Raw genomic sequence first — 20,655 nt, 5'->3', positions numbered from 1 at the left:
CAGGTGTGCTCCTTGGATTTGAAAGGGAGCCGGGCATGACAAATAGCCGCCCGGCTAAAGGACCGGAGCGGTTTCTAACCTGCGGGAGGGAGAAAACCGCCTTAGCGGCTGGTGGGCGGCCGCATGAAAACGGAACCTGAAATCAACATGGGCCTATCGTATCCAATTAATTTCGCAGGGTCCAATACGGTGAGAAAGAAGACAACCGCACCGCAACAGTGCAAGACCTCTCTGGATTGGAATTTGTCCTACCTTCGGGGCGTCATACAGACGCCACTGGCGTATTTTGTCTCTGGGCAACGAGGGGGAGTTACCCCCACCTCCGAATGTTTTTAAGGTGCACCCCTGATTACGCTGGGGTGCGGGAGTAATTCTGTCCGACCGATCGGACTGTCCAGCGAGGTCCCAGCAAATGATCGCGTCGATCTCGCCGCGCTCAAAGGACGCCACCATCGCGTCGTAGTCGGGGCGGTCCACGTCCTTCTTCGACGCGGAGATCGACTGATCGACGTAGGTATGCACGACGTCCCAGCCGCGTTGCTCGGCAAGGGCTTCGCAGTCCTGGCGCTGCCGGTCGATGGCGAGGCCGTCCATGGCAGCATCGAGCGAGATACGGAGGTAAATAGCAGCACGTGTTGTCATGCCGCTAACACTAGCGCGCCTCAGGTTACATTGAAACGAAACTCCACCACGTCGCCGTCGTGCATGATGTAGTCCTTGCCCTCCTGGCGGACCTTCCCCTTAGCCTTTGCCTCGGCAATCGAACCGGCCTCGACCAGATCACTGAAGGACACAATTTCAGCCTTAATGAAGCCACGCTCAAAGTCAGTGTGAATCACGCCGGCAGCCTGCGGGGCCGTAGCACCCTTCGGAATGGTCCAGGCGCGAGACTCCTTCGGGCCAGCGGTCAGGTAAGTCTGCAGACCAAGAGTGCGGAAACCAGCGCGAGCAAGCGAATGCAGACCCGGCTCGGTCTGGCCAATTTCAGCCAGGAGCTCATTGCGGGATTCCTCATCCAGCTCCAGAAGGTCCGACTCAGCCTTGGCGTCGAGGAACACACAGTCCGCCGGTTCCACAGCAGCGGCCAGATCCGCGCGGCGGTCCTCGTCGGCAAGCACTTCCTCGTCAGCGTTGAAGACGTAGAGGAACGGCTTTGCGGTGAGCAAGTGCAGCTCGCGCAGAGCGGAGAGCTTCACATCATCGGAAGCAGCGAAGAGAGTGCGCCCTTCTTCCAGTACGGCAAGAGCCTGCTTGACGGCTTCAACCTCACCGACCTTTTCCTTATCCTTCTTGGCTTCCTTTTCCAGACGCGGCAGCGCCTTCTCAATAGTCTGGATATCAGCCAGGATGAGCTCGGTTTCAATCACACCGATGTCAGAGGCCGGGTCAACCTTGCCGTCGACATGCACAACGTCATCATCATTGAAGACACGGACGACCTGACAGATAGCGTCAGCCTCGCGGATGTTGGCGAGGAACTTGTTACCTAGACCTTCGCCCTCCGATGCACCCTTGACGATGCCGGCGATGTCCACAAACGACACCGTAGCCGGAAGAATACGCTCGGAGCCGTAAATTTCGGCGAGCTTATTCAAACGGGGATCGGGAAGCTCCACAACGCCGACGTTCGGCTCGATGGTGGCGAACGGATAATTCGCAGCCAGCACATCGTTGCGTGTCAAGGCGTTAAACAGGGTTGACTTTCCGACATTGGGCAGACCGACGATTCCAAGTGTAAGACTCACATTGCCCATCTTACGGGCTTGGGGAGACAGATTTGAACTCGCCCTAACTTCGTGAAGTTGCCCGCTATCCCCTCCGAACCCCCATAATGAATATGTGAGCAATAAACCCAATGAAGGCGAAGAGTGGACTGCGCAGTCCGAAAAAGACGCTATCGATCACGTAATGGGATCGGAGCCTCTGCGTGTAGAACAGTCTCTGTCTATCCCCTCCGACGCCCATAAGTCAGCGGTAACGCAACCGGATTTGCCGGAAGATGCTGAGAATCTCGATGAGCTTATGAGCGAAAATGACTCCGAGTCCATCGACCGCGCCGATGTCATTGGCGAGGGCGCCCGGTGGTTCGCAGGTTGGTGCCTGCGTTTCCTCATCACCGCAGCGGCGCTGTACGTCAGCGCTATGATTCTGGGAAAGATTTGGGCTGGCGTTCTGCCGATTCTGTTGGCCCTGATTGTCTCCACGGTGCTGGCTCCGCCCGCAGTGTTCCTGATGAAGCACCGCTGGCCCCGCGCACTCGCCGCACTGACGGTCATCCTAGGCGCGGTGGCAGTGCTTGGCGGCGTTGTCGCGTTCCTCGCCCCGACTGTGCAGTCGCAGTTCCCAGAATTGCGTCGTCAGTTCACCGACGGCATTCAAGAAGTCCAGAACATCATTCAGGCCCCGCCATTTAACGTCAAGGATGAGCAGATTCTCGATGCTCTGGACCAGGGGTCCACATGGCTTCAGGAGCGCTCCGGCGATATCGCCAACACAGTCTTCCAAGGCATCTCGGTGGTCTCCTCGGCCGCCGTAACCTTGATGGCAATGTTGGTTCTGACGTTCTTCTTCATCAAGGACGGCCAGGACTTCCTGCCATGGCTCCGCCGCCTGACCGGACGTCGTCTCGGCTGGCACCTCACGGAGGTGCTCACCCGCTCTTGGAACACGCTGTCGGGCTACATCCGCACGCAGGCTATCGTTTCGCTTATCGACGCGGTCTTCATCGGTGCCGGTCTTGCAATTTTGAATGTGCCGCTGGCAATGGTTCTGGCCGTGGTGACTTTCTTCGCTGGCTTCATTCCTATTGTCGGTGCGTTCACCGCCGGCTTCATTGCAGTGGTAGTCGCACTCGTCGCCAACGGCCTGACTACAGCAATCCTCGTATTGCTCATCATCATTGCTGTCCAGCAAATCGAGGGCAACATCCTCTCCCCAATCCTGCAAGCCAAGGCTATGGACTTGCACGCCGCAATCGTCCTGCTGGTCGTTCTGCTCGGTGGCGGTATCTTCGGCATCATCGGCGCCTTCCTGGCGGTGCCAGTCACCGCAGTCGTCGCAGTCTGGTTCCGCTACCTCGGCGACCTCACAGATTTGCGTACGGGCGACAAGACCGCAAAGGACATCGAGTTCGCCACGGACGCCGGATCGATTTCGGGTATTCAAATTGAAGCTGCCGGCCGTGCGATGCGCGACCGACTGGCTTCGTTCCGCCTGGGCGGTGATGACTCCGACAGCTCTGCAGAGAGCGCTGTGAAGGCAGATGCTCGCACCGCCGGTCAGGTTTCCTCCGATGCTGGCCCGACCAAGCAGGAAGAGGGAACGATGACCAAGGCCTTCCACAAGATCAGTGAAGTAGTCTCCGGGTCTTTCTCTAAGAAAAACAAGTAAGGCCAGATTCCAAGACACGGGCGAGCCTATATACAGGGCTTGCCCGTTTTTACCACTAATAACCGGTAGGATACGCATTCGTGTCGAACAGATCAGCAATAACCCGTAAAGGCAGTGGGAACAAACCCCTGCTTCCACGCGTGCCGATGTTTGTGCCGCCGTTGCTGATGCTTCTGGCCGGCGTTATTGGTTTGCTCTTTTCTGTTCCCAACGGCTCAATTGGCAAGCCCTACTTCATTGCTTTTGCCGTGGCTGCTGTGGCCGGAACACTGTTGGTGGTTCCTCGCGGTCTGGTAGTTACCGTCGCTCAAATCCCCATTTTGTTCGCGCTTGTCACCTTTTTCACAGCGTGGTTTACCGGTTCTCTCGCCGATCCTGAAAATGGTGGCGCGACCGCGACAACCTCTAAACGCGCTCGCCTGGTGACCTCGGCATATCCCATCATCCAGCAGTTCCCGTGGCTGCTGGTCTTGATGATTATCTGTGTCATCATCGCAGTGTGGCGTTACCTCGAAATCACCCGCACCCAGGAGAAATCCCTCAACACCCAGCGCAAGGTCGCTAAACAACGCCAGCACCGTGACGAAGCCGCTGTCGAATCCAGCTCTCAGGTTCGCCGTCGTCTCGCCGAATCTGATCGCCGGGTCGCCTCTCGCACCCAGGAACGTCCTGCTTCACGACGTCCCGCTGCGGACATTATCCGAGATGCCGAAGCTCGCCGCCAGGCGCGCCAGCAAGCTGCACGCTCTCGGCAGGAGACTTCTCGTTCTGGTGCCCGACCTGCAGCGAACGCCAACTCGGCATCGCGCAACGCCGAGCAACTGCATAAGCGACCAGTTGACCGTTCTGGGGAGCGTGCCCAGCAGCGCTCGAATTTCGCACAGCGGGCTCAGCAGCCAACCTCCCGTTGGCAGTCTCGCCCGCATCCGGGGCAGGCGCAGTTCACTCAGGATTCCACTTCGCCGAACTCGACTAGACAGCAGCCTCGTCGTCCGATTGAAAGGCCAAACGCACCGCAGCGGCCAACGCCAGAGTTTCCCCGTCGTCAAACTGAAGGAACGGCACGGATGTGGGGAGAACAGTCTTCACCGGAGTCTCCGTCCGAAAAGTCTCAACAGAGCCCCGCACGCCAAGTGGGCAACCACCGCCGCACCGAGGAGTGGCCACCGCGACAGCAGCGCCCTCGCCAGGAGCGGATAACCGGCCGCGATAGCAGGTCTCGTTACCGCAAGTAGCTCGGGCTTGCACTTTTACCGTCACAGTTGCCCACAGGCAAATTTAGCCTGTGGGCAACCTGCGTTTATTAGCAGGGTAATCCGCCCCCATCGTGTAAGTGTTGATGTATGTCGAAATTGGAAACGTCGGCCGAGAAACCGGTTCAGGTTCGGCGCCTGAACCAGTTAGTCAAGGACTATATTGAGCGCCTTGGACAGATTTGGGTCGAGGGGGAAATCGCCCAGGTCAACTCCAAGCCGAGTTGGAAGCTCTCCTACATCACTCTGCGTGACACCTCCGCGGAGTTTTCGGTGTCGGTGACTTGTTCTACTGCGGCACTGCGTAATAATCCGTTGCGCAACGGCGACCGCGTAGTGGTTTTGGGTAAGCCTGCGTTTTATGCCGGGCGGGGGCAGTTTTCCCTGTGGGCTACGGAGTGGAGGCCCGTAGGTTTGGGGCAACTATTGGCACGGCTGGAACAGCTGCGCCAGGCGCTAGCGGCGGAAGGCCTTTTTGATTCACGGCTGAAACGCCCTCTGCCCTACCTCCCCAACAAGATCGGGTTGATTACCGGTCGCGGTTCGGCAGCTGAACGCGATGTGCTTTCGGTTGCGGGTGCCCGCTGGCCTGAGGTGGATTTCCGGGTAATCAACACAATTGTGCAGGGAGCCAAGGCTGTTCCGGAGATTATTGAGGCTCTGGCACAGCTCGACGCCGACCCGGAGGTCGATGTCATCATCGTCGCCCGTGGCGGTGGCAGCGTCGAAGATTTGCTGCCCTTTTCAGATGAGGCGCTGATTCGTGCGGTGAGTAAGGCGACAACACCGGTGGTTTCTGCGATTGGACACGAGCCGGATACTCCGCTGTTGGATTACGTCGCTGATTTACGTGCTGCCACACCTACGGATGCAGCGAAGAAAACAGTGCCCGATGCTGCTGAGGAACGCCGCCTAATTGCACAGCTGCGTGAGCGCTCCTCAGCATCTCTGCGGCGATGGGTTGACCGTGAAGTAGCGACCCTGCGGGATTTGACGTCGCGGCCGGTACTGCGCGATCCGCTCACTCCCATCCACGTGCGTGAAGAGTTTGTCACGGCGCAGGTGGATCGGCTGCGTTTTCTCATTCACCGCAGTCTGGAACGCGAGGAAGCAGCGGTATCGGGATTGCGCGGCAAGGTCTCAGCACTTGGCCCCTCTGCCACACTCGCTCGCGGCTATGCCATCGTGCAGGCACAATCGGCTACTCAGCCAGAACCACAGATTGTGACCTCTATTGCAGATGCTCCGATGGGTTCCCAACTGCGAATTCGCGTCAGTGACGGCTCCATCTCTGCAGCGACGCTAGCTACGAAGCCGGCGAATTAATAAGCACTGACTTTTCCAACCTTGAAGCTTTAACTACTAAATGTGAAGGACGTATTCGCTAATGAATGACAATGTTTTCGGCGCGGGTCAGGCTCCCTCTTCGGAGGAACAGGTACCGGTTGGGAACCTGAGCTACGAGCAGGCGCGAGATGCACTCGTCGAGACCGTCAAGCTCCTAGAACTCGGACAGATGAGCCTGGATGAATCCCTGGCGCTGTGGGAGCGAGGCGAGGCGCTGGCCCGCCGCTGCGAGGAGCATTTGGCTGGCGCCCGGGCAAAGGTTGAAGCCGCCTTGGCCAGCAAGAATCAGGATGTCTCGGCTTCTGCCGAGAATGTGGGCGATGAGGACTAAAAAGAGACGAGAAACGATCGTCGGTTCATATCGTTTCTCGTCTCTTCGCTGATAGCTGAGTTCAGCTATTTTATGGCTCTAGTCGGGATTACCACTCCAGGTGAGTGCTCGACTCGGCCTACTTTGCTGGTGCCGACGGCATCTCGGACGCAGTCGGCTGCGGCTGTGACGAATCCGGCATTGTCGCGTCCGGATCGATTGGCTCGGCCTTCTGCATAGCCGCTGCCAACTGTGTGAACTCCTCGTCGTTGGCAGTGCCCTCGATAATTGCGCGGGAGTCACCGAGGTCCCCAACCCATACGCGACGCACGTTGTCCTCAGCCGGCTCATACTTAGTCCAGGTTGTACCTTCCACGTCAGTAGTACCGTCCCGGAGACGGTTCTTACCATCATCCGGCAGCTGACCTGCTTCCGCATCTGTTTGCGTGACCTGAATGAATGCTCCGCTAGCGGTGACATAGCCAATAATGGTCGTCTGCTTCCCCGCCGCCATACCCGCGCGGGTCGAGTTTGAAGTCCAGCCCTCAGGCACCTTCGGCAGGCGAACTGGATAGTCCACGCGCCGAGCCTCCACGTTCACGAATGGGGCAGCATCGACTTCGTGCACCGGACCGTTTTCCGGCTTCCCGGGGTTAAAACTGCACAGGCCGGTAAAGCCAATGGTGACAGCCACCGCAAGAAACATCACCACGAGGGTGAGAATCATGTCTCGACTGTCCTGCAAAATCCTAGGTTTCTCATTCGCCACGCGCTCAAGTATGCCAAAGGCCCCGCAACGAACCTAGTCATCATTCGCACCCGCACAGCTGCAGCTAGCAATACTTGATGACGGACGCTGTCGACGTCGTCAAGCGAACTGACGCCGGAACAAACTTTTGATAACCGCGTGATGTGGGGGTTTAGCCCTGAAACTCCCCCCACTTTGGCGCTGCGTCCACCCCCGAACACCAAAAAGGTGGAACACTAGTAACAGATGCAAAGGCGCTAAAACTGATGCGCCAAACATCAATCAATAGAAATTGTTGCAACGCTAAACCCCAGTTTCCTGGCGTGGCGTCTCCCAGCACATTCTCAAACCTCAAAAGAGTTCTCAAAAACCACGGAAGGGCCAGAAGTCAATGAACGCCTCGAATCCTGAAGCACCAGATCGCAACCTTGCGATGGAGCTCGTCCGAGTTACTGAGTCCGCTGCACTGGCAGCTGGTCAGTGGGTCGGTCGTGGTCAGAAGGAAAAGGGCGACGGCGCTGCCGTCGATGCCATGCGTCAGCTCATCAACACCGTGGCTATGAACGGTGTCGTTGTTATTGGCGAGGGCGAAAAGGACGAAGCCCCGATGCTGTTCAACGGCGAAAAGGTCGGCAACGGCCAAGGCCCGGCCGTTGACATCGCGGTTGACCCGATTGACGGCACGACTCTGATGGCAGAGGGCCGCCCGAACTCTATCGCTGTTCTTGCTGCTGCAGACCGCGGCTCCATGTACGACCCGTCGGCTGTGTTCTACATGGATAAGATTGCTGTTGGCCCGGAGGCTGCCGGCAAGATTGACATCGAGGCTCCAGTTGAGCACAACATCAAGGTCGTTGCTAAGGCCAAGGGGCTGCGTCCGGAAGATGTCACTGTTGTCGTGCTGGATCGCCCGCGCCACGCTGACATGATTCGTGACATCCGCGAAGCTGGCGCCAAGGTTCGACTGATTGGCGATGGTGACGTTGCTGGCGCTGTTGCCGCAGCTCAGAACACGAACTCGGTCGATATCATGATGGGCGTCGGCGGCACCCCAGAAGGTGTCATCACCGCATGCGCCATGAAGTGTATGGGCGGCGAAATCCAGGGCAAACTGCACCCGCGCGATGAGGCCGAAATTAAGAAGGCTCTCGACGCTGGGCACGATCTTTCTCGTGTTCTGACCACCGATGACCTGGTCGCATCCGACAACTGCTACTTCGTTGCCACTGGTGTCACCAACGGTGACATGCTGCGCGGTGTCGCTTACCGCGGTAACGGCGCGTGGACCCGCTCGCTGGTTATGCGCTCCAAGTCCGGCACCATTCGTCGCATCGAGGCTTTCCACTCCCTGGAGAAGCTGCGCAAGTACGCCAGCATCGACTACGGCAAGGGCGAGATGCCTGACATCGATCTGTAAGTAACTACCCCTTTAGTGGTGCCCTCAGGGCACCACTTTTTTAACAAACTGATTCATACTTGAAGACGAATGCGCTAACGGTTCTGCATCGCATGAAAATTGCATGCGCAATGAGGGGTCGTTCTGCGCGCACTCAAGTTCCCCTAACTGAAAGAGGCAACGAATGACAGAGCAGCAGTTCCGCATCGAGCACGACACCATGGGCGAGGTTAAGGTTCCGGTTAACGCCCTGTGGCGCGCACAGACTCAGCGTGCAGTTGAGAACTTCCCGATTTCCGGCCGTCCGCTGGAGTCTGCACAGATTCGCGCTATGGGTCTGCTGAAGGCAGCTTGCGCCATCGTCAACAAGGAGCGCGGCCTGCTGTCTGCTGAGCAGGCAGATGCCATCGTCGCCGCTGCCAAGGAAATTGCCGAAGGCAAGCACGATGCTGAGTTCCCGATTGACGTCTTCCAGACCGGTTCGGGCACTTCTTCCAACATGAACACCAACGAAGTCATTGCGTCCATCGCAAAGGCCAACGGCGTTGAGGTTCACCCGAATGACCACGTCAACATGGGTCAGTCTTCCAACGACACCTTCCCGACTGCCACTCACGTCGCAGCAACCGAGGCAGCTGTCAAGGACCTCGTCCCGGGACTGAAGGTTCTGCAGGAGTCCCTGGCTAAGAAGGCCAAGGAATGGGAGACCGTTGTTAAGTCCGGCCGCACTCACCTGATGGACGCTGTCCCGGTGACCCTGGGTCAGGAGTTCTCGGGTTACGCTCGCCAGATTGAGGCTGGCATTGAGCGCATCGAGGCCACCCTGCCGCGTCTGGGCGAGCTGCCAATCGGTGGTACCGCTGTTGGCACCGGCCTGAACACCCCGGCGGACTTCGGTGCCAAGGTCACCGCTGAGCTCGTCGAACTGACCGGCATCAAGGAGCTGCGCGAGGCTCAGAACCACTTCGAGGCTCAGGCTAACCGCGATGCCCTGGTCGAATTCTCCGGCGCTATGCGCACCGTCGCAGTCTCCCTGAACAAGATCGCTAACGACATTCGCTGGATGGGCTCCGGCCCGCTGACCGGCCTTGCTGAGATTCACCTGCCGGATCTGCAGCCGGGTTCCTCCATCATGCCGGGTAAGGTCAACCCGGTTCTGTGCGAGACTGCCACCCAGGTCGCAGCGCAGGTTCTGGGCAACGACACCGCTGTTGAGTTTGCTGGCGCTAACGGCGCATTCGAGCTGAACGTCTTCATCCCGGTCATGGCACGTAACGTGCTGGAGTCCGCTAAGCTGCTGGCGAACACCGCACGCGTCTTCGCCGAGAAGCTGGTGGACGGCATCGAGCCGAACGTTGAGCGTATGAAGACTCTGGCTGAGTCCTCCCCGTCGATTGTGACCCCGCTGAACTCCGCCATCGGCTACGAGAACGCAGCTAAGGTCGCTAAGACTGCTCTGAAGGAAGGTAAGACCATCCGTCAGACTGTTATCGACATGGGCTTCGTCGACGGCGAGAAGCTGACCGAGGAAGAGCTGGACAAGCGCCTCGACGTGCTGGCAATGGCCAACACTGATCGTGACTAGTTCTTTCTGAACTCGAAGGTGTGAGAGCACCTTACGCATAAGACCCCGTAGTCTCACTTCGCTGAAAGACTTCGGGGTCTACTATTTTTCCTTAACGTCGGACAAGTTTCAGAGAGTGACTAACTATTCCCACCTATCGCCACACCATCGCATTTCCTCGCCGTTGCGTCGCCGAGTGGTTCTCCCGCCCAGGCGCTGTCACCCGCCTAACACCGGGGCTTCTCCCGATGTCACCGAAATCCGAATCCGCCAACCTCGCCGACGGCACGACCGTATTCTCCATGCCGGCTGGCCTCAAATGGATTGCACGTCACGACCCGGCCGGTTTCCTCCCCGGCCAGAGATTCATTGACGAAGTCACCAGCGAGCCCTTTCGCCGCATCACGGGGTGGAAGCACACCCACGTTCTCTCCGATACTCCGCTTGGCGACGGCAGCGCTGGCACGGTTTTAGAGGACACCGTTGACACCAAGGTTCCGGTACCCGGGTTGGATTCGATGTTCGCCTACCGTGCTACGAAGGTTGCTGGCGACCTTGCGGCCGTCGATAGGCTTTTGGAGTATTTGGGGCATGTGCCGGAGCCGCTGACAGTGGCGATCAGTGGAGCTACGGGGACCGTCGGAACGCAGCTGCGCGCGCTACTGACCACGGCCGGACATGAGGTGATTTTGCTGGTGCGCTCACGTGAACAGACGGGTGTGGACAAGCGATATTGGGATACTGCGGCACCCGCAGCTGACTTGCTGGAGGGAGTCGACGCGGTCATCCATCTGGCCGGCGCACCGATTGCGGGGCGCTTCACGGAGGCGCATCTTCGAAAGGTTCGCCATTCCCGTGTCGAACCAACGCGAGCTCTGGCAAAGCTCGTTGCATCTACTGACAGCGTGAAGGTCGCGGTTGGAGCGTCGGCGGTGGGGTTCTACGGTGCGGATCGTGGCCCAGAGGTGCTCACCGAGGACGCTGGCCCTGGCGCGGAAGCGCAGCGTTACGACGGCAGCGCCGCCGCGGACAGTCTCTCGGCTATTGTGCGCGATTGGGAAAATGCATGGGATCCCGCTCGCGATGCAGGCAAGCGGGTCGTAAACGTCCGCACTGGTCTCGTGCTTGCTGGTGGCGGCGGTCTCTTGCCGCTACTAGCGGGCGTGGTGTTCACCGGGCTTGGAGGCAGATTGGGGTCGGGCGAGCAGTGGTTCCCGTGGATTGCTTTGGACGACCTGTTGGACATCTATCACCGGTCGTTGGCAGATTCCGGCCTTGCCGGACCTGTCAATGCGGTGGTGCCACTGGCTTTCGGAGTGAATAATGCGGAGTTCACGAGGGTATTGGGAGAGGTCTTGCACCGCCCGACGGCGGTTCCGATTCCTTCACTGGGGCCTGCAGTACTGCTGGGCAAACGCGGTGCTGCGGAGTTGGCTCTCGCGAATCAGAGAGTAGAGGCAGCAGCGCTGCAAAAGGCGGGGCACAGGTTCCGCTTCACTTCGCTTAACGACGCCCTGCGCCACGAGCTATTGAAGGAGACGTAGCCTTCCACCGTGCCTACACAAAACACGAAGGTTGTGTAATTGAATGGCGCGTTGCGACTATCAACAACCCGACCCCTGCGCCTGAGTCCACGGCATCCTGAACAACCCAAAGATGCTCTCTGCATAGGTACTCAAACACCTGTTGACTCATCAACTTGCCATCACATTGCACTCGGTGTAACTTTGCACCTCGTGCAAATTGATGAGAATACCTATCACAGATTGGACCCGGGCCAACACCCCGAGTGCGGTCTCCGGGAGCTCAAAAGGTTTCAAACACACTGCGCTTTGGCCGATGCCGCGACCGCCCTTGTATTGGATCGCGGATACGACCAAGTCAACATCGAAGACATCTGTCAGCGGGTCAATATCAGTCGACGCACATTCTTCAATTACTTCGACTCCAAGGATCAAGCCATCTTCGGCAACGGCATCATGTCATTCGATGCTGACGATGAAGAGGTATTCCTCGCCCAAATTCACCAAGACCCCATCGCGGACATGCTCGATTTCATCGAGAAAAAGCAGCAATCCCAGCTACTCCGATATAAAGAGCTGGGGGCAACCGAAGAGTTTCACCGTCTGCTCAAGGAGCGTATCCGCGAGATTTTGCGCAATGAGCCAAAGCTATCGACGGTTGTCATTTCGAATTTTGGCAACTCAATGCGCCGCGTCCGTTCTGCCTTTGAGCGCTATTTCGAGATGAATCCACAGTCGCGCACGCACCCCGAGCTGCCCGTCGGGCACGAGGTAGCACTGTCGGTCGGTTTCGTCCGCGAATGCGTGCTGTACTCATCGGCTCATCGGGACGAATTCACAACAGATACACCGCTTCACGACGCCGCCGACGTCGTTAAAAATTTCTGGAGGAGGAATAGTGACAGCTAGCAACACCACTGCTCAAGATCAAACCGACACCACGGTTTCTGACAACAAGTCCCACTTGGGAATCATTTTCTTCGCGCTCATTCTCACTATGCTGATGAGCTCGCTGGGGCAGATGATTTTCGCCACTGCCCTGCCGACCATCGTCGGCGAGCTCGGCGGAGTTGACCACATGTCGTGGGTTATTTCTGCATTCCTGTTGGCACAGACTGTGGCAATGCCGATTGTCGGCAAGCTCGGTGACATGATTGGGCGCAAGGGCCTGTTCATGATGGGCATCGCGCTGTTCATGGTCGGTTCCGTCATGGGTGCAATCACCAACTCCATGAGCCTGCTCATCGCCGCCCGCGCTTTTCAGGGATTTGCTGGCGGTACATTGATGGTTTCCTCGCAGGCCATCCTGGCCGAGGTTATTCCCGCACGCCAGCGCGGTAAGTACATGGGCATCATGGGTGCTGTGTTCGGTCTGAGTTCCGTGCTGGGACCAGTGCTGGGAGGCTGGTTCACCGACGGCCCGGGCTGGCGCTGGGGCCTGTGGATCAACGTCCCGATGGGCGTGGTTGCACTATCGGCAGCTGCGGCCTTCCTGAAGCTGCCCCGACGCCAGAGTGAAGGAAACTTCGACTACATCGGCACGATGTTCTTGACTGCCGCTGCCTCGACGCTAATTCTCACCACCACGTGGGGCGGTACACAGTACGACTGGAACTCCGGGGTCATCATCTCGCTTATCGTTGCCTCTGTCGTTTCCTGGGTGCTGTTCTTCCTCACCGAGACTCGCGTTTCCAACCCACTGATTCCGACGCACTTGTTTAATAACCGGAACTTCGTGCTCACGACTGTGTCGGGTCTCATTCTGGGTATCGCGATGTTCGGCACTATGGCCTATATTCCGACCTACCTGCAGATGGTGCACTCAATGTCACCGACCGCTGCAGGCTTGATGATGACGCCGATGATGGTCGGCATGCTGCTCACCTCAATTGGCGTTGGCCAGATTATTTCGCGGACTGGTAAGTATCGCTTCTACCCCTTCGTCGGCCTGATGATTATGGCTGTCTCCCTCTACTTGCTGTCCACGCTGGAGACCACCACCCCGCTGTGGCAGGTTGGTGTGTACCTGTTCATCATGGGCTTCGGCCTGGGCACCGGCATGCAGGTTCTGGTTCTCATCGTGCAGAACTCCTTCCCGGTCGCCATGGTCGGTACCGCTACCGCTGCGAATAACTTCTTCCGCCAGATTGGTGGTGCGGTCGGTTCCTCCATTGTGGGTTCGATTTTCATCCACCGCATGAAGGACCTGGCAGGCGAACGCGTTCCGGCTGCTGTCGAACAAATCAAGGCCGCATCACCGGAGGCTGCAGCAGAGTTCGCAAAGCAGATGGGCCCGGAGGGCTTTTCCTCTAAGTCGATCGGTTCACTGACGCCTCATGTGCTGGATAGCATGCCGGCGCCAATCCATGAAGCGCTGATCTCCAGCTACAACGATGGTTTGACGCCGATCTTCTTGGTACTAATGCCAGTGATTATTCTGGCAGCAATCATTGTGTTCTTTGTTCGCGAGGATCCGTTGAAGGAAACCGTCGAGTAATTAATTCAAAGGGAGCCTCAGCTCCCGGCAGCTATGCCCCCACCTGGCCGTCGGCGCGGTCGAGCTTGTCCAGAATCGGACGGTTCGGCTCACCGGCGGCTTCTGCTTCTTCCTGGACGCGCTTCAGCGCGCGCTCTTCTGGTTTTTCCAGCAGCTTTTCCAAAATAATGACATCGCGCCACTGCCCCGCCATTGGGCCGTAGGTCATCTTTGCCATGTGGTGGTAAATCCCCACTTCACGGAAGCCGAGCTTTCGATGCAGCTTTAACGATCCCACATTCTCCGGGAAGACCCACGAGTGAATCGACCAGCAGTCGAGCTCCGTGGCATCGTCGATAAGCTTCTGCAGCAGCGTCGCCGCCAGCCCCATGCCCTGCCCGTCAGGATGGACGTAGATGGAGTCTTCGATGACGCCATTGAAAATCGGGCGCTTGGATACCGGCGCTGCCGATGCCCAAGCCAGAATCTTGTCCGGGTTTTCTGCGTCGACGGCGACGTAACACAAATCCACTCGTTTGAGTGCGATGAATTCGTCCCACTCGGGAGCGGAGTGCTCCCAGGACGCGTGCCCCGTATCCAGGCCAATCTCGTAGATCTCTTGGATCTGTGGATAGTCCTCTTCACGCATCATTCGAATCGTGAAATCGCGCTTCTTTTCAGCCATAACTACAAGTGTGGCTAATTTTTCCGCGCACGTCGAACGAAACGGCAAAAATATTGTAAAAAGATTACTTTCGCCTGCGCGGTCGCCCGTTTCCGCCGCTGCTTCGACGTCCACCACGACCACTGCGCGCATGCTTTACGACGGCCCCAGCGCGCTGCCGGCGGGCTTGCTTAGCAAGCGTCTTTTCTCTGGCCGACAACTTCTTCGGCTGCTCGTCAGCCTTCTTGCGCCCCAACTGCGTGCGTGTCGAGCCCTCCCTGCGCCCCTGGACAATGCCGACGAACTCCTGCCGGAGCTCGTCGTCCTCTACTTTCGGCCACACCAACCAAATAGCTGTCCGAGACAGCGGTTCCGTGGCGCCTTCCTCGGCCACCAAGTTCGATGAGGCCACCGCCTTCTTCGACAGCGCCTTCAAAATCGTGCGAGGTCCCACCACGACACCTGCACCAGTGGCCGCAACGGGCAGCATCTGTCGCAGCTCATCCGCATCCACGGAGGTCAGCAGCACAGTTTCGTCCGCCAACAGCTCCTCCGGCACGGACTCTGTGAGGGAGAACACGTGCTCTTTCTCGAAGGCCACGCCCCAGGCTTCGTCGTAAAGCCGGATGCGATGGAGCGACTCGGGCAGCGAGCTTTCGGACTCTAACCGAACCAGCGCCATGTCAGCGGCGCCGCCGACCAGGTCGGACATCGGATCGTCGGCGGCGTGGGTGTGCAGTGTTGCCGGAATCCGATCCCTAAAGCGGCGAAACCACTTCTCGGGACTGGTGCCGGTGGCGAACACGATGCGCAGGACGGCGGGTTCAGGAGTCGACATACTCCGCAAGGTTACTCGAATGGGTGCTAGCGTTGAACCCATGAAACCCCTAACCGCAGCCAAGAAACTTGGCATTTTCCTCCCGGCCACACCCGAGGAATTTCGCACTGGTGAGATTTCGCACGCGCAGTTTGCCGAACTGCAGTCCAATCCGCCGGAGTGGCTCGCTGAGCTACGCCGCAACGGACCGCACCCGCGCCCGGAAGTTGCCCGCAAGCTGGGCATCACTATCACGGCGTTGAAGAAGAACGACATGGACAAGCCGCTGACAACGGCGGAGATTAAGGATTTGCTCGAGCAGATGCCGGAGTGGCTGGAGGCTGCTCGTGAGTCCATGGCGAAGCAGCGTGTTGAAACCGCTGAGGCAGAGGCCAAGAAGGACGACGGCCCTGGTCGGGCTGCCGCTGAAGCTGCTCGCAACGCCGAGAAATAGCCGACACAGCTGACACACCGACACAGCTGACACCTTCAAGGAGGATTCTCCCGTGGCCATCGACTACACCGCACATGCAATCAACCACAAGGACAACGGTACGGTTGTCCTGATTGGCTCGCTGGGCACCACACAGGAGATGTGGGAGCCCCAGGTAGCTGCTTTGAGCGAAAAGTACCAGGTCATCACGCCAGATGTCCGCGGCCATGGCGATTCCCCTATCCCCGAGGGTGAGTGGGACATGAGCCACTTGGCCGCCGACATCATCGAGGTCCTCGATGAGGAGGATATTGACCGCGCACATTTTGTGGGACTATCTCTCGGCGGCGCTATCGCCCAAACCATCGCATTAGAACACGCCGATCGCGTGGTCAGCCTGACACTGTCGTCGACGGCGCCGAAATTCGGCACACCCGAGGCCTGGCAGGAAAAGGCCCAGCTCGTGCGCGACAAGGGCACGGTCGCACTCGCCGACACTGTCGTCCGCAACTGGTTTACCGACGAGTGCTTCGACACTACCCCTGAGCTCGCCGCCCGCTTCCGCGACATGATCGCAGATTGCCCCGATGACGGCTACATCGGCGCCTGCGGAGCACTCTCTCGCTTCGACACCCGCGAGCGCCTCGCCGAGATCACCGCTCCGACGCTGGTCATCGCCGGCAAGCAGGACACCTCTACGTCTCTCGACGTCGTCACTTCGCTTCACGACGGCATCGCGGGCTCGACCATGGTCGTCATTTCGCCGGCCAAGCACCTGCTCAACCAGGAAACCCCGGAGTACTACAACTCGGCCCTGCTGGCGCACATTGATGGGATTGCCGACTAGCGCCTAATCGCAGCAATAAAAAATAAAAATAACGCGACCTGCTCGCTGTCCATTCCACAGGGACGGCGCACAGGTCGCGTCATTTTTTCGAGTGCAATTGGAGGTTGCTATGACTGCAGTGGAAGAAGCTCGGATAATCAAGGGAACCGGTCTCCACCTGATGCTCATACTAACTACCACCAGCACTAATGGGAATAAGAAAACGAGATTGTTTCGTTAATCACCCCCATGATGACCATCCAAAACGCCTACCCTATCGACCCCAAAGCCCCAGGGTCCCGCCTGTCAGATATGACAAAAATAGCCATTCACCTGGCTTTGTAGGTTAGCATTACCTAACATTGCCGACTGTCGGGGATAGTCTGGATTCAATAGCAACCTCCAACCGCAACGGGGGTAGTTTTCCGGGAAGGTTGGGCACAATATCCGTCGTCAAGCGATTTCACGTCATCAATCGGGAAAAAACTTTTAAAAAAACAAGTGTCTCTCATCACACTCATGCATAATGGGGTACAACAGTCATAGTCACTATGACGATGAACCGAGGCCATCGCGTTTATCTGCAGCGTTTATCTGCGACGTACGAAAAGGCCTTAAGACAAAAATTCCACGACAATATTTCTAGGAGCATGTCATGAAGGACTTTCTGCCCCGTACTCACTTCGAAGAAGAGCACAACATGTTCCGCGACATGGTTCGCGGCTTCGTCGAGAAGGAAATCACCCCGAACGTAGAGCGCTGGCACAAGGAAGGTCAGCCGGACCGCGAGATTTTCAAGAAGGCCGGTGAGCTGGGCCTGATTGGTATGTCCACCCCGGAGGCATACGGCGGCGGCGGAGAGATGGACTTCCGCTACAACCAGGTCCTGAACGAGGAGCTCTCCAACGCCGACTGTGGCTCCATCGTCGTTTCCTTCGGCGTTCTCAACGACCTGGTCGCTCCGTACCTGGCCAAGTTCGGTAACGAAGAGCAGAAGCAGAAGTACCTGGCTTCCATGAACGCCGGCGACACCATCGGCTGCCTCGCTATGACCGAGCCGGGCGCCGGTTCTGACCTGGCAGGTATGCGCACCTTCGCCAAGAAGGACGGCGACCACTACGTCCTCAACGGCACCAAGATCTTCATCTCCAACGGCATGATGGCCGACTTCGCTCTCGTCGCAGCTATCACCGACCCATCCAAGGGCCGCGCTGGCGTCTCCATGTTCATCGTCGACGCTGATCTCGAGGGCTTCACCAAGGCTGGCCCGCTGCAGAAGGTCGGCCTGAAGGCTCAGGACACCGCTGAGCTCAACTTCGACAACGTCCGCGTTCCGGCCGAGAACTTGCTCGGCGAAGAGGGCGCTGCCTTCGGCTACCTGCGCACCAACCTCGCTCACGAGCGCCTGACCCTGGCTTGCGGCTCTGTCGCAACTTCCCGCCGCGCCTGGACCCTGGCTTACAAGTACGCTCAGGAGCGCGAGGCATTCGGTCGCCCGATTATCCAGCACCAGGTCCACGGCCACTACCTGGCTGACATTGCCACCCGCGTCACCGCCCTGCAGGCTTTCGTTGACCAGGCTGTTATGGCCCACAACGCTGGCCAGCTGGACGAGACCGGTGCTTCCATGGCCAAGTACTGGACCACCGAGGAGCAGCAGGACATCGTTACCCGCTGCCTGCAGATGTTCGGTGGCTACGGCTTCATGCTCGAGTACCCAATCTCCACTCACTACCTCGACTCCAAGGTCCAGACCATTTACGGTGGCACCAACGAGATCATGAAGGAGATCATCTTCCGTCGTATCGCCAAGGGCGGCGCAGAGTAAACAGCGCACGTCGGCCTAGCCGATTCGCCCCCAAACCCCGTCAGGTCTTCCTGGCGGGGTTTTTGCATACCTCAAAGTGGGTGGCTGGCGATTATTTACGAGGCTTAATTAGAGCTCCCTTCCCCCGTGCCACACCCCCACTAAAAACATTACCCCCTACAAAACCGAAACTATACAATGAGATACCCATCTCATATACTAAGATTCTGTTAGGTAATGGTGATGCACTTCACCAAATTCCCTCCTAGGCCGCGCGAGCGCGTGACCGGAGATGAAGGATTGGAGTTCCAGAGGTATGAGCACAACCAACTCGACCGCTACCCCTCAGCGAAGGGAGGTGTTTTCCACCCGAGCAGCCTTCATTTTCGCCGCTATCGGCTCGGCAGTCGGGCTTGGAAACATCTGGCGTTTCCCCTATGTCGCATATGACTCCGGCGGTGGCGCTTTCCTTATCCCCTACCTGGTCGCACTTCTGACCGCAGGTATCCCACTGCTCTTCCTCGACTTCGCCATCGGACACCGCTTCCGCGGGTCCGCACCGAAGTCGATGCGTCGGATCAAGCCCTGGGCTGAGCCAATCGGCTGGATCCAGGTCGGTATCGCCTTCTTCATTACCGTCTACTACGCCGTTATTATCGCGTGGTCCTTCATCTACGCCTGGAAGTCCATCCGCAAGAGCTGGGGCCCAGATGCCGAGACCCACTTCATGAAGGACTTCCTCCAAGTAGACACCGAGAGCGTCTTCTCTCTGGACTTCGTCCCCTCGATTTCCATCGTCCTGCTCATTGTCTGGGTACTCGTCATCGGCATTCTGGCCGCTGGTGTGGACAAGGGCATCGGCAAGGTCTCGATTATCTTCATCCCACTGTTGACCATCCTCTTCGTCGCAGTGGTCATCTACTCCCTGACGCTCGACGGCGCTGCAAAGGGCCTGGATGCATTCTTCACCCCAGACTGGTCCGCACTGACTGACTCCAGCGTATGGATTGCCGCCTACGGCCAGATCTTCTTCTCCCTGTCCGTGGCCTTCGGCATTATGCTGACCTACGCCTCCTACCTGAAGCCACGCACGAACCTCACCGGCTCCGGCCTGGTCACCGCGTTCGCAAACTCCTCCTTCGAGGTTCTCGCCGGTATCGGTGTCTTCGCCACCCTGGGCTTCATGGCAGCGCAGTCGGGTGAGGCCGTTGACGAGGTCGCAACCTCCGGTATTGGTCTTGCCTTCATCGCATTCCCGACGGTCATCTCTGAGATGCCCAAGGTCATCGGTTCGGTCTTCGGGCTGCTGTTCTTCCTCTCCCTGGCAATCGCCGGTGTGACCTCCCTGATGTCGCTGCTCGAGGTCGTTGTCTCCGCAGTAAAGGACAAGCTGAACCTCGGCCGCGTCCAGGCCACCCTCACCGTCGGTGGCGCCATGGCCGTCATCTCGCTGCTGGCCTTCCCGACCACCTCAGGTCTGGTAACCCTCGACATTGTCGATAAGTTCACCAACAACGTCGGTATCGTCCTGGTTGCACTGCTGACCATCATCGCAATCGACTGGATCCTGCGCCGCACCAACGAGTTCGCCATGCACCTCAACGCCGTCTCCTCGTTCAAGGTCGGCACCATGTGGCAGATCTTCGTCGGAAACATCACGCCGGTCATTCTCGCCGTCATCCTGTTCCAGGAGCTCATTGGACTTTTCCAGGAAAACTACGAAGGCTACTCCGACACCCAAATCGACATCTTTGGCTGGGGTGTCATCGGCGTGATTCTCATCGGCGCTCTGATTATGGCCATCCTGCCTTGGCGCGGCCAACACCGTCTCGATGGCCCTCCGGGCTCGGACTTCGGTGTGACGCCAGATTTCAAGCGGTCCTCACACCTGCCACGCAAGCACACTCCGGAAACCGAGGAGGTTTAAGCCAAATGTCCGGTATCGCAATTGTCATGATGGCACTGTTCATCATCGTCATCTGGGGCGGTCTGGCAGTCTCGCTGGTCAGCCTATCCAAGCACCCTGACGAGGTTTCCGGTGAGCTGGGAGATCACCCAGAGCTCACCAGTGAAGTACTAGGAGCACAGGAAGAGCAGTAGT

General features: G+C 58.2%; 19 protein-coding genes. 14 read left to right on the top strand and 5 right to left on the bottom strand.

Translation table 11 applies throughout. The features are described 5' to 3' along the window. Positions 1–153: 153 nt before the first annotated feature. Positions 154–642 carry a recombinase family protein gene (locus HMPREF2920_RS10875; RefSeq protein ID WP_070600916.1) on the bottom strand — a complete coding sequence of 163 codons (489 nt, stop codon included), beginning with the start codon at positions 640–642 and terminating at the stop codon, positions 154–156. Positions 643–662: 20 nt separating this feature from the next. Next, positions 663–1,745, bottom strand: coding sequence for a redox-regulated ATPase YchF (gene ychF, locus HMPREF2920_RS02830; RefSeq protein ID WP_070600945.1), 1,083 nt, complete (start codon positions 1,743–1,745; stop codon positions 663–665). A gap of 94 nt (positions 1,746–1,839) precedes the next feature. Between ychF and HMPREF2920_RS02825 the strand changes: the two genes are divergently transcribed. The 4 genes from HMPREF2920_RS02825 to HMPREF2920_RS02810 all read left to right on the top strand — a co-directional run bounded on the left by HMPREF2920_RS02825 (position 1,840) and on the right by HMPREF2920_RS02810 (position 6,321). After that, complete coding sequence (locus tag HMPREF2920_RS02825) at positions 1,840–3,390, top strand: AI-2E family transporter (protein ID WP_070600917.1); 1,551 nt, start codon at positions 1,840–1,842, stop codon at positions 3,388–3,390. An 80-nt stretch (positions 3,391–3,470) separates the two neighbouring features. Further along, positions 3,471–4,625 (top strand): DUF6542 domain-containing protein, encoded by a 1,155-nt coding sequence (locus tag HMPREF2920_RS02820; RefSeq protein WP_070600918.1) that lies wholly within the window; start codon positions 3,471–3,473, stop codon positions 4,623–4,625. Between the two features lie 108 nt (positions 4,626–4,733). Further along, positions 4,734–5,969, top strand: coding sequence for an exodeoxyribonuclease VII large subunit (xseA, locus tag HMPREF2920_RS02815; protein WP_070600919.1), 1,236 nt, complete (start codon positions 4,734–4,736; stop codon positions 5,967–5,969). A gap of 61 nt (positions 5,970–6,030) precedes the next feature. Next, entirely contained in the window at positions 6,031–6,321 is a 291-nt protein-coding gene (locus HMPREF2920_RS02810) for an exodeoxyribonuclease VII small subunit (RefSeq protein WP_070600920.1), read from the top strand. Between the two features lie 118 nt (positions 6,322–6,439). On the opposite strand, the gene HMPREF2920_RS02805 is transcribed toward HMPREF2920_RS02810, so the two are convergent. Next, a complete protein-coding gene (locus HMPREF2920_RS02805) occupies positions 6,440–7,069 on the bottom strand; it encodes a DUF4245 domain-containing protein (RefSeq protein ID WP_005510716.1) in 630 nt (209 codons plus the stop codon). A 370-nt stretch (positions 7,070–7,439) separates the two neighbouring features. Here HMPREF2920_RS02805 and glpX point away from each other — a divergent pair, with 370 nt between their 5' ends. The 5 genes from glpX to HMPREF2920_RS02780 all read left to right on the top strand — a co-directional run bounded on the left by glpX (position 7,440) and on the right by HMPREF2920_RS02780 (position 14,028). Next, entirely contained in the window at positions 7,440–8,465 is a 1,026-nt protein-coding gene (gene glpX, locus HMPREF2920_RS02800; protein WP_005510610.1) for a class II fructose-bisphosphatase, read from the top strand. Between the two features lie 163 nt (positions 8,466–8,628). Beyond that, positions 8,629–10,029 carry a class II fumarate hydratase gene (locus HMPREF2920_RS02795; RefSeq protein ID WP_016423173.1) on the top strand — a complete coding sequence of 467 codons (1,401 nt, stop codon included), beginning with the start codon at positions 8,629–8,631 and terminating at the stop codon, positions 10,027–10,029. Between the two features lie 227 nt (positions 10,030–10,256). After that, entirely contained in the window at positions 10,257–11,552 is a 1,296-nt protein-coding gene (locus HMPREF2920_RS02790) for a TIGR01777 family oxidoreductase (RefSeq protein ID WP_246821096.1), read from the top strand. 288 nt (positions 11,553–11,840) lie between these two features. Beyond that, positions 11,841–12,440, top strand: a complete 600-nt coding sequence (locus tag HMPREF2920_RS02785; protein ID WP_246815087.1) for a TetR/AcrR family transcriptional regulator — start codon at positions 11,841–11,843, stop codon at positions 12,438–12,440. Further along, positions 12,430–14,028, top strand: coding sequence for an MDR family MFS transporter (locus HMPREF2920_RS02780; protein WP_049172271.1), 1,599 nt, complete (start codon positions 12,430–12,432; stop codon positions 14,026–14,028). Before HMPREF2920_RS02785 ends, HMPREF2920_RS02780 begins: the two co-directional genes overlap by 11 nt. A 31-nt stretch (positions 14,029–14,059) precedes the next feature. Here HMPREF2920_RS02780 and HMPREF2920_RS02775 read toward each other — a convergent pair whose 3' ends face one another. Next, on the bottom strand, positions 14,060–14,692 hold the full coding sequence (locus HMPREF2920_RS02775; protein ID WP_016423177.1) for a GNAT family N-acetyltransferase: 633 nt from the start codon (positions 14,690–14,692) through the stop codon (positions 14,060–14,062). 64 nt (positions 14,693–14,756) lie between these two features. Next, a complete protein-coding gene (locus HMPREF2920_RS02770) occupies positions 14,757–15,509 on the bottom strand; it encodes a type 2 periplasmic-binding domain-containing protein (RefSeq protein WP_070600922.1) in 753 nt (250 codons plus the stop codon). 40 nt (positions 15,510–15,549) lie between these two features. Between HMPREF2920_RS02770 and HMPREF2920_RS02765 the strand changes: the two genes are divergently transcribed. The 5 genes from HMPREF2920_RS02765 (at position 15,550) to metS (ending at position 20,654) form a co-directional block, all read left to right on the top strand. Beyond that, entirely contained in the window at positions 15,550–15,942 is a 393-nt protein-coding gene (locus tag HMPREF2920_RS02765; RefSeq protein ID WP_070429193.1) for a DUF5997 family protein, read from the top strand. Between the two features lie 52 nt (positions 15,943–15,994). After that, positions 15,995–16,768 carry an alpha/beta fold hydrolase gene (locus HMPREF2920_RS02760; RefSeq protein ID WP_070429184.1) on the top strand — a complete coding sequence of 258 codons (774 nt, stop codon included), beginning with the start codon at positions 15,995–15,997 and terminating at the stop codon, positions 16,766–16,768. 634 nt (positions 16,769–17,402) lie between these two features. Then, entirely contained in the window at positions 17,403–18,575 is a 1,173-nt protein-coding gene (locus HMPREF2920_RS02755) for an acyl-CoA dehydrogenase family protein (protein WP_005510658.1), read from the top strand. Positions 18,576–18,870: 295 nt separating this feature from the next. Further along, on the top strand, positions 18,871–20,481 hold the full coding sequence (locus HMPREF2920_RS02750) for a sodium-dependent transporter (protein ID WP_049172268.1): 1,611 nt from the start codon (positions 18,871–18,873) through the stop codon (positions 20,479–20,481). A gap of 5 nt (positions 20,482–20,486) precedes the next feature. Further along, entirely contained in the window at positions 20,487–20,654 is a 168-nt protein-coding gene (gene metS, locus HMPREF2920_RS02745) for a methionine/alanine import NSS transporter subunit MetS (protein ID WP_048733989.1), read from the top strand. Position 20,655: the final 1 nt, after the last annotated feature.

Origin of the sequence: Corynebacterium sp. HMSC075F02 (assembly GCF_001838335.1) — a bacterium.
In the GTDB taxonomy this organism is placed as follows: domain Bacteria; phylum Actinomycetota; class Actinomycetes; order Mycobacteriales; family Mycobacteriaceae; genus Corynebacterium; species Corynebacterium jeikeium_D.
Note: the sequence above shows the minus strand (reverse complement) of the source record. Positions and strands in the feature narration are given on the sequence as shown.

Bases quoted from the DNA above. Each gene is read 5' to 3' on its own strand.
- metS (WP_048733989.1), top strand. From the start codon at position 20,487: ATGTCCGGTATCGCAATTGTCATGATGGCACTGTTCATCATCGTCATC.
- HMPREF2920_RS02790 (WP_246821096.1), top strand. From the start codon at position 10,257: ATGTCACCGAAATCCGAATCCGCCAACCTCGCCGACGGCACGACCGTA.
- HMPREF2920_RS10875 (WP_070600916.1), bottom strand. From the start codon at position 642: ATGACAACACGTGCTGCTATTTACCTCCGTATCTCGCTCGATGCTGCC.
- HMPREF2920_RS02795 (WP_016423173.1), top strand. From the start codon at position 8,629: ATGACAGAGCAGCAGTTCCGCATCGAGCACGACACCATGGGCGAGGTT.
- HMPREF2920_RS02770 (WP_070600922.1), bottom strand. From the start codon at position 15,509: ATGTCGACTCCTGAACCCGCCGTCCTGCGCATCGTGTTCGCCACCGGC.
- HMPREF2920_RS02765 (WP_070429193.1), top strand. From the start codon at position 15,550: ATGAAACCCCTAACCGCAGCCAAGAAACTTGGCATTTTCCTCCCGGCC.
- HMPREF2920_RS02810 (WP_070600920.1), top strand. From the start codon at position 6,031: ATGAATGACAATGTTTTCGGCGCGGGTCAGGCTCCCTCTTCGGAGGAA.
- HMPREF2920_RS02750 (WP_049172268.1), top strand. From the start codon at position 18,871: ATGAGCACAACCAACTCGACCGCTACCCCTCAGCGAAGGGAGGTGTTT.
- HMPREF2920_RS02775 (WP_016423177.1), bottom strand. From the start codon at position 14,692: ATGGCTGAAAAGAAGCGCGATTTCACGATTCGAATGATGCGTGAAGAG.
- xseA (WP_070600919.1), top strand. From the start codon at position 4,734: ATGTCGAAATTGGAAACGTCGGCCGAGAAACCGGTTCAGGTTCGGCGC.
- glpX (WP_005510610.1), top strand. From the start codon at position 7,440: ATGAACGCCTCGAATCCTGAAGCACCAGATCGCAACCTTGCGATGGAG.
- HMPREF2920_RS02755 (WP_005510658.1), top strand. From the start codon at position 17,403: ATGAAGGACTTTCTGCCCCGTACTCACTTCGAAGAAGAGCACAACATG.